We start from the raw sequence: 20,539 nt of genomic DNA on the forward strand, positions 1-20,539 counted from the left end.
ACCATAGCATAAGTAGGTTAAGTTCATGGTAAGATTTGGGGCAAAAAGGCGGAGTTCTACTCCGCCTTTTTTTATGGATGAATACACCCCGAATACTGCTTCAAGGGCTTCTCCCGGTCCGGATGACACTCCGGAAACAAAAAACCGCCCCGGATCATACTCCGGAACGGCTCTCCCCTGAAATCCGGGTTAGTGTAAAGTGTAAGTTTATTAAAGCGAACAGGGTGTTCCGCCTTCTCCGGAGATTGCTATACCGGTTTCTTTAATGGCCCCGAATCCTCCGGAAACATCGGCAAAATTGTGTATTCCCCGGCTTTTTAATATCGACGCCGCGATCATGGAGCGATATCCTCCGGCACAATGCACATAAAAGACCTCCTTTTTCGGAAATTCATCGAGATGGTCATTTATAAAATCAAGGGGGGTGAGATGTGCCCCGTGAATATGGCCGTTTTCGTATTCGCTTTCCTTGCGGACATCAAATACCGGGATCTCCCCGGCAGCAGCTCGTTTTTCGAGTTCTCCGGCGGGTATGGTATTTACGGTATCGTATTCCCTGCCTTCTGCCTTCCAGGCTTCGAAACTTCCTTCCAGGTATCCGAGGGTATGGTCGAACCCTACCCTGGAAAGCCTGGTCACCACCTCTTCTTCCCTGCCTTCGGGAGTGATCAGCAGGATCGGCTGCTTCGTATCCATGATAAGCGCTCCGGCCCATGGGGCAAAACTACCGTCTATACCGATAAATACGGACCTCGGGATATGTCCCTTTTCAAAATCGGACTGGTGGCGTACATCGAGCACCACGGCACCGGTTTCATTGGCCATAGCCTCAAATGCTTCGGGGGCCAGGGGGCGGGCACCCCTGGCGAGCACCTCATCAATATCGGCATAGCCCTCCTTATTCATCCGTACATTATGCGGAAAATACTGAGGAGGAGGGAGAAGCCCGTCTGTGACCTCCGCTATAAACTCTTCCCGGGTCATGTCGCTGCGCAGGGCATAGTTTATTTTCTTCTGGTTACCGAGCGTATCCACGGTTTCCTTCATCATGTTCTTGCCACAGGCCGACCCCGCTCCATGTCCCGGGTATACGATGACCTCGTCCCGGAGCGGCATTATTTTGTTCCGGAGACTGTCATACAGCAACCCGGCCAGTTCCTCCCGGGTCATGTGAGCAGCTTTCTGCGCCAGGTCAGGACGCCCTACATCACCGAGAAAAAGGGTGTCCCCGCTGAATATGGCGTGGTCTCTTCCTTTGGCATCGCGAAGCAGGTAGGTCGTGCTCTCCATGGTATGTCCGGGAGTATGCAGCGCGACGATGGTAATTTCTCCCAACCGGAATTCCTGTCCGTCCCCGGCTATGACCGCTTCAAAACCGGGACTGGCGGTAGGGCCGTAGATCACAGGCGCCCCGGTGGCCCTGGAAAGCGTCAGGTGCCCGCTCACAAAATCGGCGTGAAAATGAGTCTCGAAAATATATTTGATACGGGCTCCGTTCTTTTCCGCCTTTTCCATATAAGGTCTTACCTCCCGGAGGGGGTCTATAATGGCCACTTCGCCTTTGCTCTCTATATAATATGCCCCCTGAGCGAGGCATCCGGTATAAATCTGTTCTATTTTCACAGGTTCTTTTTTGTAATTAACTATTTCTCACGCACTCTTACAACCGGATGAATTCGGTAGTAAGGATATACAGGGCCATGACGAGTACGAACCATCCGAACCCCTTCTTCAGTTTCTTCCCGTCTGCCTTGTCAGAAAGGTAGCCGCCGAGGAATATCCCCAGGACGGCAATACCGGTAAACAGCAATAATAACGTCCAGTCGATCTCCATCACCCCCACATCGCCGGTAAAGCCTATCAGGGAGTTGATGGAAATGATAAGCAGGGAAGTGGCAACGGCCTTTTTCATGGGCAACCTGGCAAAAAGCACCAGGGCGGGAATAATGAGAAAACCGCCTCCGGCCCCTACAAATCCCGCAACGACCCCTACCAGTATCCCTTCCATAAAAAGGATGTGATAGTGATAGTCGGAAACATTGGTAATAATATTCTTCTTCTTATTGCGCAGCATACTTACCGAGGTGATCAGCATGATCACGGCAAAGACCACCATAATGACATCGGCCTTGGTGACCACCGTATTTCCCAGGGACATCATAGTATCCGGAAGGGCCGGTACCACATAGCGCCGCATGAGGTAAACCACCACAAAGGCAGGAAAGGCAAACACAAATGCCGTTTTTACTTCCACCAGTCTTTTCCGCATATTGATCAGGGCCCCGACCAGGGAGGAAGTACCGACCACAAAAAGGGAATAACCGGTAGCCGTAACGGGGTCGACCCCCATAAGGTAGACCAGCACCGGCACCGTAAGGATAGAACCTCCGCCACCTATGAGCCCGAGCACCACGCCTATCGCAAAAGCCCCCAGATAACCCGATATGAGAAATACATCCATAGTTTCTGCCTCGATTCACTGCAAAAGTAGCAGCTGCATCATTGGCAAACGTAACAAAGGTTACATGACCGGTTACAGGCCAGGGATATTACAACTACAGGTCTATCACTTTTACGCTATTGCGGAACAGCTGTATTTTCCCCTGGTTTTCCAGCTTTTTCAATAGCCGTGAGATCACTACTCTCGAAGTATTCAGATCCCGGGCTATCTCCTGGTGTGTGGTATGTATCACCTCGTCCCTGGCGATCATGGCCTTGTCCCGAAGGTATTTGAGAAGCCGTTCGTCCATCTTGAGAAAGGCAATGCTGTCTATGGTTTCGAGCATTTCCATCAGCCGGTCGTGATAACTCTGCAGTATAAACTGCCTCCAGGTCTTGTAGGTGGCCATCCAGACCTCCATTTTCTCCACCGGGATCATCACCAGGGTGGTATCGGTCTCGGCCACGGCACGGATCTCGCTTTTTGCCGAGCCTACGCAGCACGACAGGGTCATGGTACAGGTATCGCCCTTTTCTATAAAATAAAGGACCAGCTCCCGGCCCTTGTCGTCCTCCCTCAGTATTTTTACCGCTCCGTTAAGAATGAGCGGCATCCCTCTTATAGGGTCTCCGATATCCATGAACTGAAATCCTTCCGGTACTTTCTTAAGGGACCCGATCCTGCTGATCTCCTCGAGAAGAGCCGGTTCGAAAAGATAGTCGTAGTTTTGCTTTAGCACTTCTAACATACCTCTAATATAATCAATAATTACATTACGGGAAGCGGATTAAATACTGAACCCGTTCAAACTTTCATTTATCCCGGTAAGCAGGACTTCCTCTGTAGACCTTGTTGATTACTGACCGGTGAACATTCGGGGAGATATCTTCCGGTCCTTGTTGAAACTGTTTTGCTAAAAACTCCATAATTGTTTATTCCGGCAAACAAAAACACATATTTTTTGTTTATTCCAGTAAACAAAATTGATTTTTCACAATACCCTCCTTATCACTGCCGCGACAAAGACCATCGAGAATACCGGGGCAAACCCGAGGTATGAAACGGAAACCTGCCTGCTGATCCCGGTTATCGGGTAAAACATCCTATTTAAAAGCTCCGAATCCCGTAATATCGGCCCCGGTGATCAGCAGGTGTATATCGTGGGTACCCTCATAGGTGATCACACTTTCCAGGTTCATCATATGCCTCATAATGCTGTATTCCCCCGTAATACCCATGGCCCCGAGCACCTGCCGGGCCTCCCGGGCAATCCGGAGGGCCATTTCCACGTTATTCCGCTTGGCCATGGAGATCTGTGCCGAGGTGGCCCTGTCTTCATTGCGCAGCACCCCCAGCCTCCAGGTCAGCAGCTGGGCCTTGGTAATTTCGGTGATCATCTCGGCCAGTTTTTTCTGCTGTAACTGTGTCGCCGCTATGGGTTTGCCGAACTGTATACGTTCCCTGGCATACCTCAGGGCAGTATCATAGCAGTCCATGGCCGCGCCTATCGCCCCCCAGGCAATCCCGTAACGGGCCGAATCCAGGCACCCCAGCGGAGCGCCGAGACCGCTCTTTTCCGGAAGCAGGTTTTCTTTGGGCACCTTTACATTGTCAAAGATCAGTTCGCCCGTAGCCGAAGCCCGGAGCGACCATTTATTATGCGTTTCCGGGGTGGTAAATCCTTCCATGCCCCGTTCTGCGATCAGGCCGTATACCCTGCCTTCTTCATTTTTTGCCCACACTATGGCCAGGTCGGCAAAGGGCGCATTGGATATCCACATTTTGGCCCCGTTGAGCAGCAGGTGGTCTCCCATATCCCTGAAAGTGGTGGTCATCCCACCCGGATTAGATCCATGGTCGGGCTCGGTAAGCCCGAAACAACCCATCAGTTTCCCTTCGGCAAGGCCGGGGAGATATTTCTTCTTTTGTGCCTCGGTACCGTATTTCCATATGGGGTACATGACCAGCGACGACTGTACCGATGCCGTAGAACGGATACCGCTATCGCCCCGCTCTATTTCCTGCATGATAAGCCCGTAACTGATCTGGTCCAGCCCGGCCCCGCCGTACGCTTCCGGAATATACGGCCCGAAGGCGCCTATCTCTGCCAGTCCTCCCAGAAGTTTTTCGGGAAACTCCGCACGCTGGGCAAAGTCTTCGATAACCGGTGATACTTCCCGCTTCACCCATTCCCTGCACGCCGAACGCACCAGCTTGTGCTCGTCGGAAAGAAGGTCGTCGAGATGATAATAATCGGGGGCTTCAAAAAGATCGGCTTTCATGGATGTCTGCATTAAATTACACTCAAATATATCTAATCAAATATAACATTACAAGTTGCTAATGTGATATTTCACAAAAAAACAGCATAACAGGGGAAAACCGGGAATAAAAAACCCCTCCGGACCCGGGGTCCGGAGGGGCTACCGGTAATCAGGAGCAATTACCGGTAAAGGGTTGTGTTGGGTTTATCGCTCATATAAAATTTCAGGGTCCCTCCCGCGAGAATGTCCTCATGAGTGATAAAAGGCCGTTGCAATACTTCTCCGTTGAGCTCTGCCTTTTCTACATACACATGGTCATCAGACTGGTTTTCGGCAACCACTTCAAAGGTGTTTCCGTTCTCGAGGTTGAGGACGGCGTGTTTTACCGCCGGGCTTCCGAGGGCATAGTCTGCCGAACCGGGAGCTACGGGATAGAAGCCGAGAGCGCTGAAAATGTACCAGGCACTCATCTGCCCGAAATCGTCGTTCCCGCCCAGACCGTCTGCCCCGGTCCGGTACATGCTGCGGAGGATCATCCGTATCTTGTCGTTGGATTTCCAGGGCGTGTCGGTCCAGTTGTACAGGTACACCACATGGTGCGAAGGCTCATTGCCGTGCACGTAGTTCCCGATGATCCCCTCCCGGCTGATATCTTCGGTCTTCTCGAAATACTTGTCAGGCAGGTCCATCGTAAACAGGGTGTCGAGGTGACTGGAAAAGAATTCCTTTCCTCCCATCATACCGATCATGGCAGCAGGGTCGTGAGGGACGTAAAGGCTGTAATTCCAGGCATTCCCCTCTATAAAGCCCTGCCCGTGCGTGTCCAGGGGGTCAAAATCTTTTTTGAACGTACCGTCGCTGAGCTTCGGCCTCATAAAGCCGATGGTACTGTCGAATACGTTTTTGTAATTTTCCGATCTCGCCATAAACTCCTCATACTCCTTGTTCTTCCCGAGTTTTTTTGCCGCCTGTGCAATGGCCCAGTCGTCATAGGCGTATTCCAGCGTTTTGGAGACCGATGCCCCGCTTTTGTCTTCCGGCACATAGCCCAGGTCCATATAATATCCGAGTCCGTCATAATAAGGTACCCTGGCCGACCTTACGCTGGCTTCAAGGGCGTGTTCCGCATCAAAATCCGCATTGCCCTTTACGATGGCATCGGCAATCACCGAAACACTGTGATATCCTATCATGCACCAGTTCTCGTTGGCGTAGTGCGACCATACGGGCAGCATGGGATGTACGCTCTGGTCGTAATGCGCCATCATCGACCTGACCATATCGGCATTGCGGGAAGGCTGCAATACATTAAACAACGGATGCAGCGCACGGTAGGTATCCCATAGTGAAAAGCTGGTATAATTCACAAAATCTCCGGCCTGGTGCACGTTCATGTCCAGCCCCCGGTATTGGCCATCCACATCCATATATTCGGTAGGGCCGAGGAAGGCGTGGTACATGGCGGTATAAAAACTGACCTTGTCCTCGTCAGACACGGTTTCCACCACCGCCTTGTTCAGTTCCCTGTTCCACAGTTCCCGGCCTTCTTCACGCACACGGTCGAAATCCCAATGGGGGATTTCCTCCTCCATGTTGGCCAGGGCCCCTTCGGTACTTACCGGTGATATGGCCAGTTTCACCTGTACCTGTTCCCCTTTTTCCACGTCAAAATCGAAGTAGGTACGCAGCTTTTTCCCGGCCATTTCCGGAAAATTCTCATTCTGGTCAAACTTCCGCCAGAACCCCTTGTACACATTGTTGTCGTAATTGGCCTGGCCGTAATTCACAAATGGCTTGCTGAACGACATGGCAAAATACACCGTACGGGTACGCGCCCAGCCGTGGGTTTGCCGGTAACCGGTAACCAGGGTATCGTTTTCCACCCTCACAAAGGTCCATACATTCTTATCATCGTAATTGTAGATGCCCGACATGAGGTCGAGTATGACATGGGCCTTTTCCGTTTCGGGAAAAGTATACCGGTGCATGCCCACCCGGTTGCTGGCCGTGAGTTCGGCATTGATGCCATGATCGTCGAGCAGTACACTGTAATAGGCCGGTTCGGCTTTCTCATGGTCATGGGAAAACCGCGAACGGAAGCCGTTTTCCGGTTTATCTGCCGTTCCCGGATTGAGTTGCAGTTCTCCCATAGTGGGCATCACGAGAAAATCACCCAGGTCGGAGTGCCCGGTACCGCTGAAATGGGTATGGCTGAACCCCACTATGGTCTGGTCGTCGTATTGATAGCCTGCACAGTACCGGTATACATCGGGGTTGTATTTCCCGTCTACCGCATAGGGTATGGTATCGGTATCCGGGCTGAGCTGTACGCTTCCGAAAGGCACGGTGGCCCCGGGGTAGGTATGGCCCATTTTTGCCGTACCGATCATGGGATCCACATAACGGGCCAGGTCTTGTATTTCCTGTTTTTCTCCGTTTTCCGAAGCCCGGGAAGCTGTTTCCTTATGATCTGAGCATGCCGCCAGCAAAACCGAGGTGGCGATCATAAGCCCCGTATATCCCTTCCTGAGAAAGGGATATACGGCAGGTCTCATTTGTTCTGAATGTTCCGACATATTATACTTTTATTCATTAGACAGGGAATAGGGAAAATCAGCCTTATCCGTTCCCCGGTTCCGGTTGGGCTCCCCGGACATCTCCATATCGATCACGGCCCCTTTCATGAGTTCCTCGTGGCTCAGCCAGTTTTTGCCGTACTCCTGTCCGTTGACGCTCATCCTGCTGATATACCGGTTGTCCCTGTCATTTCCGGGAGCGTTGATCACCACTTCCTTCCCGTTCTGCAATTTCAGGGTCATCTTCTTAAACAGCGGAGCTCCCATCACGTATTGATCGGTAGCAGGGCATACCGGGTAGAATCCCATGGCTGAGAACACATACCAGGCCGAGGTTTGCCCGTTATCCTCATCCCCGCAGTACCCGTCTGGAGTAGGCCGGTACATCCGCTCCATGGTTTCACGTACCCAGTATTGGGCTTTCCAGGGTTCTCCCGCGTAGTTATACAGGTAGATCATATGCTGTATGGGCTGGTTCCCGTGTGCGTACTGGCCCATATCGGCGATCTGCATTTCGCGGATCTCGTGGATCACACCACCGTAATAACTGTCGTCAAATACAGGGGGCAGGCTGAATACGGTGTCCAGTTGCTTTACGAACTCCTTTTCTCCCCCCATCAGGTCTATAAGCCCCTGCACGTCGTGAAATACCGACCAGGTGTAATGCCAGCTGTTCCCTTCGGTAAAGGCATCACCCCATTTGAAGGGATTGAAAGGCGCCATGAATTTGCCATCCTTGTTCTTTCCCCTCATCAGCCTGGTCTCAGGGTCAAAAAGATTTTTGTAATTAAGGCTCCGTTTTTTATAGCGCTTTATTTCCTTTTTGGGTTTTCCCAGTTTTTTGGCCAGTTGATAGATGGTAAAATCATCGTAGGCATACTCCAGGGTACGGGCTGCATTTTCGTTGATGCCAACGTCATAGGGCACATAACCGAGGTCTGTGTAATACGCTGCTCCGGCACGTCCCACGGCAGTGAGCGGACCGGCGTTGTTTGCCCCGTGGATCAACGCTTCGTACAGGGTCTCGATATCGTAATCGAAGTCTTCCCCGATCTTCAGGTAGGCATCGGAGACCACGGAGGCGGAATTATTCCCCACCATGACGTTCCTGAGCCCCGGGCTGGCCCATTCCGGCAGCCATCCGCTTTCCTTATAGGCATTGGCCAGGCCTTCCTGCATCTGGGCGTTCATCTCCGGGTACAGCAGGTTCAGGAAGGGGAAAAGGGAACGGAAGGTATCCCAGAAACCGGTATCGGTAAACATATAGCCGGGCAGGACCTCCCCGTTGTAAGGGCTGTAATGTACTACATCACCATTTTCATCGTATTCGAAAAACTTTCTCGGGAACAGCAGCGAGCGGTACAGGCAGGAATAGAACGTACGCATCTGCTCCACGGTACCTCCTTCGGGGGTAATGCGCCCCAGTACCTTGTTCCACTCGTCGTATCCCTTTTGTTTTACTGTATCGAAACCGTCGTTGCCGATCTCGTTGAGATTGCGCTCTGCCTGCTCGTAGCTTATAAAGGAAGAAGCCACTTTTGCATTGACCTGTTCTCCCTTTCCTGTCCTGAATCCTATAACAGCACCGGCGTGATCGGCCTCGACCTCGAGGGCATCGCCCAGCTTGTCCCCGCTGAAGGTATGGGTAAATTCAAAAGGTTTATCAAATACGATAACAAAGTAATTTTTGAAATTATCCGGTACCCCTCCGCTGTTTTTGGTAGTGTAACCGATAATCTTGTTTTCGGAAGGGATGATCTTTACCCGGGACCCTTTGTCGAAGGCATCGACAACCACAAACGACTTGTCGTTCTCCGGGAAGGTAAAGCGAAAACGCGCCGCCCGTTCGGTTGGCGTGATCTCGGTAGTCACATCGTGGTCGGCCAGGTAAACGCTGTAGTAATACGGCGTTACCGTTTCGGCCTTGTGGGAAAACCAGCTGGCACGGCCGTCCTGGTCAAACCGCAGTTCTCCCGTTACCGGCATGATGGCAAACTGTCCGTAATCATTCATCCACGGTGAGGGCTGATGCGTCTGTTTGAACCCCCGTATCTTGTCTGCACTGTACATATACGCCCAGCCATCGCCCATTTCCCCGGTCTGGGGCGTCCAGAAATTCATCCCCCACGGGCGGGCAATTGCCGGGTATACATTACCGTTGGAAAGACTGTGTTTGGAATCGGTTCCCATTAGCGGACTGGCCCATTCCACCGGGTTCTCCACCCGGTCTACCATAACCGTCTGCGCCCGGGGCACTCCGGACAGCATTGTTACGGCGAGTAGAAATACTGTTAATGATCTCTTATTCATAGGAGGTTTAAAAATTTATTAAAAATACGGTTTTCTTATCTACCACCCCGGGTTCTGGGACAGTTTGGTATTGTTGTTAATCTCTCTTTGGGGTACGGGAAACAGCAGGTACTTTTCCGTAAGGGTAGGGGGATTTTCTCCGTAAGAGAACCTATGTCCCACAAAATCATCCCATTGCCCGGACTCGAGGTTGAGTACTTTCCTCCTTCTTACCATATCGAACCAGGTCTTGTTTTCAAAAGCCAGTTCGTGAAAACGCTCTTTCCAGATATCTTCCCGGCTTACCGAGGCATCAAAAAGCGGCAGGTTGGCCCTGTCGCGCACCTGGTTTACGGCATCCAGCACCTCTGCGGTAGCTCCGTAAGCCTCAAAACCGGCCTCCGCATAAGTCAACAGTACTTCCGCATAACGGATAAATGTCCAGTTCAGGTCGTTTTGAGCCGTGCTCAACACCGCATCTTCATTAAAATATTTAAAAATATAATAATTGCCGAAAGAAACGGTATTGTCCGCATTTTCAATAGAAGGATATTCGGTAAAATAAAATTCCTGCTCTTCTATCCGCTTATCTCCGGCCTCATGAGACGCTATAAAGCTATTGGTAGGGTACATACATCCGAATTCATCAGAGAACCTGGATATCTTTTTTGCGCGCGGCAGCAACCAGGCAGTAAGGCCATTGGTAATATTTGCACCGGCAAAATACTGGTTCTGAAAAATAAATTCCCCGCTGTTCTCATTCTCCTTGTCATGAAGTTTACCGTAGGTATCAAACAGCTCGTAATCAAAATCATCTATCACTTCCTTAGCCTTATCGGCTGCGAGTTGATAATACTGATCCCCTGCCTGTAAGGGATAGCCTGCCATAGTGAGGTAAACACTGGAGAGCAGAGACTTTACCGTTCCGAGGGTAACCCTTCCGCTATCGTCAGTCTCGGGCAGACTGGCATTTTCAGCATCTGTAAGGTCCTGTACAATAAGCTCATAAACATCTGCCTGCGGAGACCTCTCGGGATACAGCAATTCCGAATCAGCTTCTACCGGTTCCAGGATCAGCGGCACATCCCCGAAGATCCTTACCAGGTTGAAATAACTGAAGGCACGCATAAACCTGGCCTGCCCTATCAGGTTACTGACCTGGTTTTCATCCATTCCCTCGATTTCAGGGATACGCTCAATGGCCAGATTGGCGTTTGCGATTATCTTATACGACCTCTCCCACCATACGAAAAGGTAATTGTTCTCTGCATTGGTAGTCAGGGTACGCAGGTCATTATTGGCCTGGCTCTGCCCTACCTCGGTATTTACAAGCCCGGTAGGGAATTCCAGCATCATAAACGGGCTTTCCCCGTACGTCCCGGAGCCGTCGGACACAAACCTTAGCTCCGTGTAAAGTGTATTAATAGCGGCTTCGGCCTGGTCTGCCGTTTGAAAATATTCATCTTCCGTATAGTTGGATTTGTTATCCTCTTCGAGAAAATCCGAACACGATCCGAGCAGTAATGCAATACTGCCCAGAGCTGCCATATATGTATGTTTGATCAATTTCATTGCTCCTGATTTTTCAGATTAAAAACTTACGTTCAACCCAATAGTATACGTTCTGGGTTTGGGATAGTCAAAAAAGGTGATCCCCTGGGCAAAGGCATCCCCGTAGGTAGTCACTTCGGGATCATAACCGCTGTAATCGGTTATAATAAAAAAGTTCTGAAGAGATGCGTAAACCCTCAGGTTCCCGAGCCTTAATTTATCCAGTACCTCCGAGGGAAAATTATACCCCAGGATCAGGTTGCGCCCCCTGATAAAGGACCCGTCCTCCACCATTCTGCTGTCTACCGTAGAAGTGTATCCGGCTCTTACGGGCCTGTTGGCTGCAATCATGGTATTCTGATTGTCCGGTGTCCATCCGTTCAGTACGGTAGCATAACTGTTCGCCTGTCCCGTCCTGTCTTCCCCGGAATGTTTTGAAAGGTTCAGGATATCGTTCCCGTACATAAACTGCAAATCCAGGGTCAGGTCGAAATTCTTGTAGCGGAAGGTATTGAACAAGGCCCCGAAGCCTTCGGCAAAACCATTTCCTATGATCACACGGTCCGCATCGTTGATCTGTCCGTCCCCGTTGGTATCGGCATGCTTGATATCTCCCGGCAAGGCCCCGTACGACGCCGCTTCCGAGGCCTCGTCAGCCCCCCAGGTACCCAGTCTTTTGAGACCGTAAAAAGACCCGACCGACTCTCCGACTCTCAGAATATTGGTATTGGAAAGGAACCAGGGATTGGGAAATATATCGTCATCCGCCTCTCCCAGGGCCAGGATCTCGTTTTTGTTCACGGAGAGGTTAAAAGATGTGGTCCAGGTAAAATCCTCGGTATCGATATTGGTCGTATTCAGGGAAATTTCAAATCCCTTGTTCTCCATACTCCCGACATTGGTATAAATACTGGAATAACCGCTGGAGGTAGGGATCGGGGCATCGAGCAACATGTCGGTCGTCTTTTTATAGTAAAAATCGGTTTCCAGTCTTATGCGGTTGTCAAAGAAACCGAATTCCACACCGGCATCGAACTGTGCGGTCTTTTCCCATTTCAGGTCCGGGTTGGCCAGCGAACCTATCCCTGTGCCCGAGGCCCTGTCTCCGCCCAGGATAGCCGTATTTGCCGCCATATTGGCCAGAGACTGGTAAACCCCTATTTCAGAGTTCCCGGTTTCACCGTAGCTCGTTCTGAGCTTTAATGTAGACAGTCCGTGGCTGTCTCTCAGGAAATCTTCTTCCGAAACTTTCCACGCAAATGCCGCCGAGGGAAAGAAAGCCCTTTTTTTATCGGCCCCGAATTTCGAAGAACCGTCGAGCCGGCCCGTTACCGTAAACAGGTATTTGTTCATCAGGCTGTAATTTACCCGGGCAAAATAGGAATTCATGGCCCATTTTTCGTTCAGCGAGGTAGGGGTGAGCGGGTTAGATCCCGCTTCGAGATTATTCCACATATAGAAATCATCGTTAAAGCCCCTGCTTCCCGCACGGCTCCTGAAAAAGTCGTACTGCTGCCATCCCAGTCCGGCCAGGGCGGTAAGCCTGTGGTCTTCATTAAATTCCTTCGTATAGGTCAGGTAGTTCTCAAACTGCCAGTAGTTGGTCCTGGTATTTTCTACCCAGGCCTCCCCGTTGTAGTCCGCACTGAGCTGACGCAGGTCCTTACCGGAGTAAAAGCTTTCCTGGATATTCTGGATATTCATTCCGAGACTGGTCTTGAGTTCCAGCCCTTCCGCCAGGTCGATAGTTGCACTGACATCCCCCAGAACACTCTGGGTCTTGAAAATATCCTTTCTGTTCTCCAGCAGGTTTACGGGGTTTTCGCCCCCCTCCATATTGGGGTAGTCCCCATTGCCGCCCCAGCTACCGTCTTCATACTTTACAGGAATTATCGGAAGGGTCTCCACGATCATTCTCAGCGGAGTAAGGCCTCCTACCGAACCGTCGACCCTGTTCTCCTCGATGTGGTTAAAGGTAATGCCCCCGCTTACTTTCATCCATTCCTTGACCTGGCTGTCTATCACGAACCGGCCGGAATACCGTTTCAAATACGATTGCTTGACAATACCTTCCTGATCTGCATAGTTCAGGAATATCCCGTACGAGGTATCGTCGTTGCCCCCGGTAAAGGAAAGGTTATGGTTCTGTGTAATTGCGGTACGCATGGCTTCCTTTTGCCAGTCGGTATCGTACAGCGGGTTGCCTTCGGCATCAAAAAGCCGACGGTTCTCCCTGTATTCCATAGGGTTTACATATATCCCGTTGGCCCACTCGTCCGGGTCGTAGATACTGGCATTGTTATACGCATTCATCTCCACCTGCAGAAACTCCTGTGCGTTGAGAACATCCAGTCTTTTGGAAAGCTCCCCTATGCTCAGGAAGGTATCGTAACTGACGCGGCCACCTTCCTTGCTTCCTCTTTTTGTAGTAATGATAATGACCCCGTTAGCGCCCCGGGCCCCGTAGATCGCGGTAGCGGAAGCGTCTTTCAGTACCTCCATCGATTCGATATCGTTGGGGTTCAGGTAATTGATAGGCCCGGCCCCAATGACCCCGTCTACCACGTACAGCGGACCATTACTGGCATTAATGGAGTTGTTACCACGTATCCTGACGTTGGTGTTACCTCCCGGACGCCCGGAGTTGGTAGACACATTGACCCCGGCCGCCCTGCCCGCCAGGGCCTGTTCGGGGTTGGTTACCGGCGCTTCCTGGAGCGATTCGCTGCTAACTGTCGAGACTGCCCCTGTCAGGTCAGATCTTCTTTGCGTTCCGTAACCAACGACCACCACTTCATCCAGAGCCTGGGTATCCTCTTCAAGAGTAACATTCAGGGTTGTCTCTCCCGATACATCGATTTCCTGTTCCCTGTAACCGATATAGCTGAACACCAATACGGCATCTTCGGGAACACCGTCCAGGGTATAATTCCCGTCAAAATCAGACTGGGTACCGTTGGTCGTTCCCTTGACCACAATATTGGCCCCGGGAAGAGGTCCTGTAGCATCAGAAACGGTCCCGGAAACCGTAATCTGAGCATACACTTGTGCCCCGACAGCACAAAAAAATGCTGTAAAAAGCAAAAGCCTTCGCATTAAACTTGTCTTCATAGATAAATGGTTTAGAATTAAGGTTTTTAATAAATCTTCTCCCTGATTTTCATTAAATGTTCGGCTAAAACGTTTTAGCGAAATGTGAAAATTTTTAATCCCCCCCTCGTTCACCCGTTATAAAACGCAGGGAAAATCTGCAGAATACGAGCCGAAAAAAATCAGGTACATTTCGGCACAAGGACATTTCACATTTCATCCGGTGAGTAAAGATTTACAGATTTGGTTGTTAATTTTTAACACTTTGTTCAGACATGCTATTTTACGCAAAAAAAATATATCTGGCAAAAATAAGGTCATAGAATTGTATTTTTAAGAAAACACCATTGGCTTTCCTTTATAGATTATTATTACTAAACACATACTTTTCAAGATCAATTTACACAAAAAACAATATTTGATTAAGCGATAACCCCTTATTAACATAATTTATACAAAATTCATTAAAAACAAAGATTACCGGCAAGCTGTTTTACTGTTATCAAACCCGGCTGCAATTGCAATGACCGTCATTTGCGGAAATCATCGGCTACTCCTGCCTCCGGATTCTTGTTTGCAAATGCCGGTTATGATATAAAACGAAAAAGAGGGACGATATGGCCCTCTTTTTCACTTGCTTTACTTGTTTTACAGTTTAATACCCGGGGTTCTGCTTCAGGTTGGGGTTACTGGCAATCTGGTTAGATGGTATGGGATATAATTCCCTGTTCGGGTCATTCGAAGGTTCGTGATCCCACCAGCTTGCGGTAACATACTTATCAAACCTTATCAGGTCGGTCCGCCTTTTGCCTTCAAAAATAAATTCCCTTCCCCTTTCCGCCAGGAGTTCATCCATGGTAAGCGTGGCCGTAGTATACATTGCATCCGGCCAGTCTGCCCCGGTAAATGCCCTTTCCTTGCTGGCATTGACCAGATCGACAGCCTCCTGGGGAGCAACACCGTCATTCCTGCGCATCAATGCTTCGGCCTTGTTAAAATAAATTTCGGTCAGGCGATAGATAACATAATTGTTTTCCTGATAGTTTTCGTCATCAAGGGTTCCCGATTTATACTTGTGAAACCGTGCGCCGCTGTTCTCCTCGCCTTCGGCCATACTTCCCTCACTGCTGGTATCGCCTTCGCTTTCTCTCCGGATACTATTGACATACACAAAAGGTTGCCCTTCCCATTCCTCGGTTCCCATAACCGGTTCGTCGGTCCCGTATTTATATTGCGGGCCGAAAAGGAACCACTCTTCTTTTCTGAGGTCGTTTTCTTCAAAGGCATCAAAAGCACTCGGAATAACCACAAAGGCATTCCATCCTCCATAACCTACATTGAGTACCTCCTTGATGTTGTCGTAGCCCATAAAAAATCCTCCCCAATCAAGAGTGTTTCCTCCATCCCGGCTATAAGCGATCTGAAAGAGGTTTTCTCTCGCATTCCTGTTGGTATTCCCGAAAGTCTCAAGCAGGTCGGGCGCGAGCTGAGGGGTCCCGTTAATTCCTCCGGCCTCTCCTTCGATGATCTTGTCGCATGCCGCGATACACTCGTCCCACATGGGAGTTCCTGTCCATTTTTCCGCATTCAGGTATAATTCGGAAAGCATGGCATAACCGGCCGTAGCGGTAACCCTTCCTATCAGTTCTTCCGAATAGGGCTGAAGATTGGGTACATTTTCTTCCAGTTCGGTCCTGATAAAATCGAAAACCTCTTCACGGGGCCTGGTTTCGGGATTCGTAGGCTGTCCGTAAGCAATTTCCGTTACGACCGGGACATTTCCCCAGAGTTCCATGATCTTCATATAGTGAAAAGCCCGGAGTACCCGAAGTTCAGACAATATGCTTTCCAGCTCCGTATCGGTCATTTCGAGTGCTGTCGCGTCTTCTATGGCCGAAATATCCTCTATGGCCGCATTGATATACCCTACGCCGGTCCACAACAGCGTCCATGCCGTACGCATTCTTCCTTCATTACTGGTCCAGGTATGATAGTGCTGCCGGAAGTGATCTCCCCCGTCATAACCGTGCCTTCCCTTCTGCGGCCACGCCAGCTGGTCGGAAGAAAGTTCGGAATGATAGTAATACCCGTTTTGTCCGCTGGGCGCAATCCAGGCTCCCATATGGGTTATCGGGCGCAGGGCAGCCTGCAATACTTCAAGCCTGTTGCGGTAAAAGTTGTCCTTTACCAGGTCGCTGTAAAGTTCTTCGTCCAGATCCGTACATCCGTTCGTTCCGAACAAAAGGCCCGTAATCAATATATAGATTATCTTTTTTATATATTTTTTCATCGTCGTGTCTTTTTAGAATCCAACATTCAAACCAATCGTCCAGGATTTGGTCCTGGGATAAAACCCTCTGCTATCTATCCCGGTCTCAAAACCGGCATCTTCCAGTTCGGGATCTATTCCGCTATATCCCGTAAATGTCGCTATATTCCTTCCGGTAAGATATACCCTGAGGTTTCGTATATATTTGGTCTTTAAATCAAAATTATATCCCAGGGTAATATTGTCCAGCTTTACAAAATCTCCCTTTTCGATATAATAATCCGAATACTGCGGATCATCGTCAAGTTGATTGTGGGTGGTAATTGCACTTTTTAACAGGTTGTTGGGCAACCATTTTTTATTTCCGAAATACATATCCTTGGTGTTCAGTATCTCGAAATCAAATTTCCCCCGGAAGAAAACGGTCAGATCAAAATTCTTGTACCTGAAGGTATTGCTTAAGGAGGCCTGGTATTTCGGCACCCCGTTACCGATAACGGCCAGGTCGTTTTCATTCATTTCAGAAGCCGTTCCGGTAGAGCCGTCTGCCTTGTAAAACAGCCATTTGCCATCGTCGGTAAACCCGGCAAACCGCTTCCCGTAAAAATTACCTACCGCTCCGCCTTCTTCCAGGCGAATGGCATCTCCGAGGTTTCCGGGAGAAGGAAGTCCGCCGAACTGCAGCCAGTTGGCCTGGAACTGGTCGTTCGACAGGCGCTCCAGTTTGTTAAACTGTGAGTTGCCCGCAAAATCGACATTCCAGACAAAGTCTTCCTTTTGAACGGGAATCGCCGAGATCACTACTTCCACTCCCTTGTTGCGCAGGGTTCCCACATTCGTATATAATCTGTCGCGCACAAAAGAAGGCTGCTGCACTATATAATCGTACAACAGGTCTTCGGTAACCCTGTTATACACATCGACAGATCCGCTTATCCTGTTGTCCAATACGCCGAAATCCAGTCCGAAATTCCACTCTTTCTTTTCTTCCCATTTAAGGTCCGGGTTGGGGTTCCTCCCCGGGCCGTAGGTCTGGTAATACACCCCGCCCAGCGGATAGGCGCCCCCTCCGCTCAATGAGATCAGCGACTGATAGTTGGGAATCCCCTGGTTTCCCGTTACCCCGTAACCCACTCTCAGCTTGAGGCTGCTTATTTCGGGAACCGCACTCATAAAATCTTCTTCACCTATGGCCCAACCTACGGAAGCAGCGGGGAAATTCCCCCATTTGTGATTGGCCCCGAAACGGGAAGACCCCTCCCGCCGCAAAATAAACTGGGCAAAATATTTTTCGCGGTAAGCGTAATTTACACGTCCGAAAAAGGCGATCAGGGTGTTGTCTTCCTTAAAACTCCCCATCCCCGGGCGGGGTAGGTTGGTATTGTTTATAGCAGTACCGTCGCCAAGACTCCAGTCGAGAAAACCATCGGTAGTAAACCCGTTGTTGTTTACATTAAAGGTCTCGGTAGTCTCATACTGATAGCTGTATCCCACAATGGCCCCGATGGTGTGATCTTCGTCAAAGGTCGTATTGTAATTAACGGTAGACTCAAAGGTTTTGGACCAGTTCAGGTAATTGAATTTGGACGCATAGGCCATCCCCTGGTAGTCGGAATTCTCTCTCTGGTCCCAGTCGTTCGTAGAGCGGTAGTGGCGGGTATTGTAGCTGTTCCTGACATAAGACCCGAAGGCCGATGCCGTTAAACCGTCGATAATATCGAGGGTCAGCCGGGCATCTCCGGAAAATGTCTGCTGATTGCGTTCCAGTATCCGGTTTTCCAGCCTGGACAACGGGTTGTAGTTGTTGTACCCCTGGGTTTCATAAAAACTACCGTCTTCATTGTAAATGGGAGCAGTAGGGTTTCGCTGTATCGCCTGTTCGAAATCGCTTCCGGTGGTACGGTCAAAATCACCGCGGTCTGTCAGGGTATACCCCCCGCCCAGCAGATCGGCCTTGTTGAAGTTCGAGGCCAGGTTTACCTGAAGGCTCAACCTGTCCTGTAACCCTTTCTGATTGACATTGACCCGCGCTCCGAATTGTTCCCGTCCGTTTTCCCTGGCAATACCATTGGCATCGTTATAATACAGGGAAGCCCTGTAATTCGTTTTTTCACTTCCCCCGGAAGCCGAGAAATTGTGATATTGACTGAGGTTGTTCTTGTCGATCAATTCGTCGTAAAGATCGGTGCTGTACCCCAGGTCCTGGTCTTCCGAAACCACCCCTTGTGCAATCAGGTCACGGAATTCGGAAGCGCTCAGATAATCGGGCTTGTTGTCTACAAACTCGCGCTGGAAGTACGTATTATACTCGTATTGTGCAGCACCGCTCTTACCTTTTTTTGTGGTGACCAGTATTACCCCGGAATTTCCCCTTGTCCCGTAAATGGCTGCGGCAGAACCGTCTTTCAGCACATCTATGGAAGCGATATCATCCTGTTGCAAAAGATCGAGATTTCCTCCCGGGATGCCATCTATAACGATCAATGGCGTTCTCGTACCCCGGAGTGAAGAGACTCCCCTGAGCTGTATGGAGGCACTGGAGTTCGGGTTATTTCCCTGGGTCCTTGTAATGTTGAGCCCGGCTACCTTCCCCTGGACCAGGTCCATCGGGGAACGCGCACCTCCCTGATTAAAATCTTCCGCCTTAACCGAAGAAACCGCCGAGGTAACTTCCTTCCGCTTCAGGGTCCCGTACCCTACCACTACAACTTCATCCAGAGCCTGCGCATCTTCCTCAAGAGTTGCATTTACGGTAGTCCTGCCATCTACGGCTACCTCCATGTTTTTATAACCTATGTAGCTGAACACCAGCACAGCATCTTCATCTACCCCGGTAAGGGTATAATTACCATCAAAATCGGTCTGGGTACCCTGGGTAGTCCCCTTTACCACGATATTGGCCCCGGGCAGGGGACCGTTCTGGTCTGATACGGTTCCGGAAACCGTAACCTGAGCCTGTATTGTTGCCACAGCACAGAAGAGCACTGCGAAAAACACAAGCTTTCGCATTAAAGTTGTTTTCATAAATGATAGTTTAGTTTAGAATTAAGATTTTTTGAGGCGCTACGCCCTTCAATAAAAAATGACGAAATAAAATCTCACTGAAACGTTTTAGCACAATGACGAAAAACAGTGAAAAAAAGATCCTTTTTATGCCAAAAACCAGGAACAGTTATCGGAACGCTGATATAACCATACCCTTGCTTTAACATTTTATTAGCATTTGCTATTTTACGCAAAAAAACACAATATCACAAAAAAATATCGTGTAAATTATCTTTTTATTAAAAAACGACCCGAAAAACTACCTTATAAACAACGCTCCCGCACTGTCGGTATAAAACCCACGTCTTTTCTAACTATCCCATTCCATGATCTCTCCCCTTTCTTCCGGCTTGATACACTCCTTCAGCATTTTCTCGTCATAGGCCAGTCCGTGTTCATCCAAAACATCCTGGGGCACACCGTCCCACACATTGGGAGTGTTACCCACATATCCCAGGTCTTTTATCCCGATCTGGCTGGTGTAAAATCCGGTGGCCACAAGGTTTCTGAACCTCGAAAAGAATACAACCCCCTGTCTCATTTCGGGAAGGGCTTCTTCGGGATAGGCAATATCGTCGACAATCGCTTTCTGTTCTTCACCGGCACAGGCTATAAACTGTTTGTCAAAGCGCAACCCGCTTTCCCGGTCGAGCCACATCAATCCGCCCCGCATCGGGACCTGGTGTTCCGGGATATCCTTGACTATGAATTCGATAAATTCCGGTACGCCTGCTTCGGTAGCCGAACCGGAGGTGTCATCGGCCGGGATCACAATATCGGAAAGTACGGCTATGGTAGCCATTTCGTGTTCGTTAAAAAAGGTTTTATCCCACAACGCTTCATCCCTTGCCGCTTCGTCCGGGGTACGTCCGTAGCCTTCCCTGTCGGTTTTCGCATCTGCCGCCGGCTGTTCCTGTTTTTCCTCCCCCGGCACACATCCGTGAAGTATCAGTCCGGAGGCTACTCCGCCCATGACCAGGGTCTTTATGGTTTCTCTTCTGTCCATTTTATTTAT

General features: G+C 49.9%; 11 protein-coding genes. All 11 read right to left on the reverse strand.

Annotated elements, in window-relative coordinates; genetic code table 11:
- Positions 1-210: 210 nt before the first annotated feature.
- Entirely contained in the window at positions 211-1,623 is a 1,413-nt protein-coding gene (locus DN748_RS14975) for an MBL fold metallo-hydrolase (RefSeq protein WP_112372642.1), read from the reverse strand.
- Positions 1,624-1,660: 37 nt separating this feature from the next.
- Entirely contained in the window at positions 1,661-2,461 is an 801-nt protein-coding gene (locus tag DN748_RS14980; RefSeq protein ID WP_112372643.1) for a sulfite exporter TauE/SafE family protein, read from the reverse strand.
- A gap of 94 nt (positions 2,462-2,555) precedes the next feature.
- Positions 2,556-3,188 carry a Crp/Fnr family transcriptional regulator gene (locus tag DN748_RS14985; protein ID WP_112372644.1) on the reverse strand — a complete coding sequence of 211 codons (633 nt, stop codon included), beginning with the start codon at positions 3,186-3,188 and terminating at the stop codon, positions 2,556-2,558.
- Positions 3,189-3,543: 355 nt separating this feature from the next.
- The gene (locus tag DN748_RS14990; RefSeq protein WP_112372645.1) at positions 3,544-4,722 is read right to left on the reverse strand and encodes an acyl-CoA dehydrogenase family protein; all 1,179 of its coding nucleotides are present in this window, start codon (positions 4,720-4,722) and stop codon (positions 3,544-3,546) included.
- Between the two features lie 161 nt (positions 4,723-4,883).
- A complete protein-coding gene (locus DN748_RS14995; protein ID WP_112372646.1) occupies positions 4,884-7,280 on the reverse strand; it encodes a GH92 family glycosyl hydrolase in 2,397 nt (798 codons plus the stop codon).
- A gap of 9 nt (positions 7,281-7,289) precedes the next feature.
- Positions 7,290-9,548 (reverse strand): GH92 family glycosyl hydrolase, encoded by a 2,259-nt coding sequence (locus DN748_RS15000; protein WP_236636885.1) that lies wholly within the window; start codon positions 9,546-9,548, stop codon positions 7,290-7,292.
- 81 nt (positions 9,549-9,629) lie between these two features.
- On the reverse strand, positions 9,630-11,141 hold the full coding sequence (locus DN748_RS15005; protein WP_112372648.1) for a RagB/SusD family nutrient uptake outer membrane protein: 1,512 nt from the start codon (positions 11,139-11,141) through the stop codon (positions 9,630-9,632).
- Positions 11,142-11,159: 18 nt separating this feature from the next.
- Positions 11,160-14,231, reverse strand: coding sequence for a SusC/RagA family TonB-linked outer membrane protein (locus tag DN748_RS15010; protein WP_112372649.1), 3,072 nt, complete (start codon positions 14,229-14,231; stop codon positions 11,160-11,162).
- A gap of 634 nt (positions 14,232-14,865) precedes the next feature.
- Positions 14,866-16,500, reverse strand: coding sequence for a RagB/SusD family nutrient uptake outer membrane protein (locus DN748_RS15015; RefSeq protein ID WP_112372650.1), 1,635 nt, complete (start codon positions 16,498-16,500; stop codon positions 14,866-14,868).
- Between the two features lie 12 nt (positions 16,501-16,512).
- Entirely contained in the window at positions 16,513-19,503 is a 2,991-nt protein-coding gene (locus DN748_RS15020) for a SusC/RagA family TonB-linked outer membrane protein (RefSeq protein WP_112372651.1), read from the reverse strand.
- A 331-nt stretch (positions 19,504-19,834) separates the two neighbouring features.
- Complete coding sequence (locus DN748_RS15025; RefSeq protein ID WP_112372652.1) at positions 19,835-20,530, reverse strand: gluconate 2-dehydrogenase subunit 3 family protein; 696 nt, start codon at positions 20,528-20,530, stop codon at positions 19,835-19,837.
- Positions 20,531-20,539: the final 9 nt, after the last annotated feature.

Source organism: Sinomicrobium soli, assembly GCF_003285545.1.
GTDB lineage: Bacteria > Bacteroidota > Bacteroidia > Flavobacteriales > Flavobacteriaceae > Sinomicrobium.

Excerpts from the sequence above, each read along its gene's own strand:
- DN748_RS14980 (WP_112372643.1), bottom strand. The coding sequence starts at position 2,461 with ATGGATGTATTTCTCATATCGGGTTATCTGGGGGCTTTTGCGATAGGC.
- DN748_RS14985 (WP_112372644.1), bottom strand. The coding sequence starts at position 3,188 with ATGTTAGAAGTGCTAAAGCAAAACTACGACTATCTTTTCGAACCGGCT.
- DN748_RS14990 (WP_112372645.1), bottom strand. The coding sequence starts at position 4,722 with ATGAAAGCCGATCTTTTTGAAGCCCCCGATTATTATCATCTCGACGAC.
- DN748_RS14995 (WP_112372646.1), bottom strand. The coding sequence starts at position 7,280 with ATGTCGGAACATTCAGAACAAATGAGACCTGCCGTATATCCCTTTCTC.
- DN748_RS15000 (WP_236636885.1), bottom strand. The coding sequence starts at position 9,548 with ATGCTGTCCGGAGTGCCCCGGGCGCAGACGGTTATGGTAGACCGGGTG.
- DN748_RS15005 (WP_112372648.1), bottom strand. The coding sequence starts at position 11,141 with ATGAAATTGATCAAACATACATATATGGCAGCTCTGGGCAGTATTGCA.
- DN748_RS15010 (WP_112372649.1), bottom strand. The coding sequence starts at position 14,231 with ATGAAGACAAGTTTAATGCGAAGGCTTTTGCTTTTTACAGCATTTTTT.
- DN748_RS15015 (WP_112372650.1), bottom strand. The coding sequence starts at position 16,500 with ATGAAAAAATATATAAAAAAGATAATCTATATATTGATTACGGGCCTT.
- DN748_RS15020 (WP_112372651.1), bottom strand. The coding sequence starts at position 19,503 with ATGAAAACAACTTTAATGCGAAAGCTTGTGTTTTTCGCAGTGCTCTTC.
- DN748_RS15025 (WP_112372652.1), bottom strand. The coding sequence starts at position 20,530 with ATGGACAGAAGAGAAACCATAAAGACCCTGGTCATGGGCGGAGTAGCC.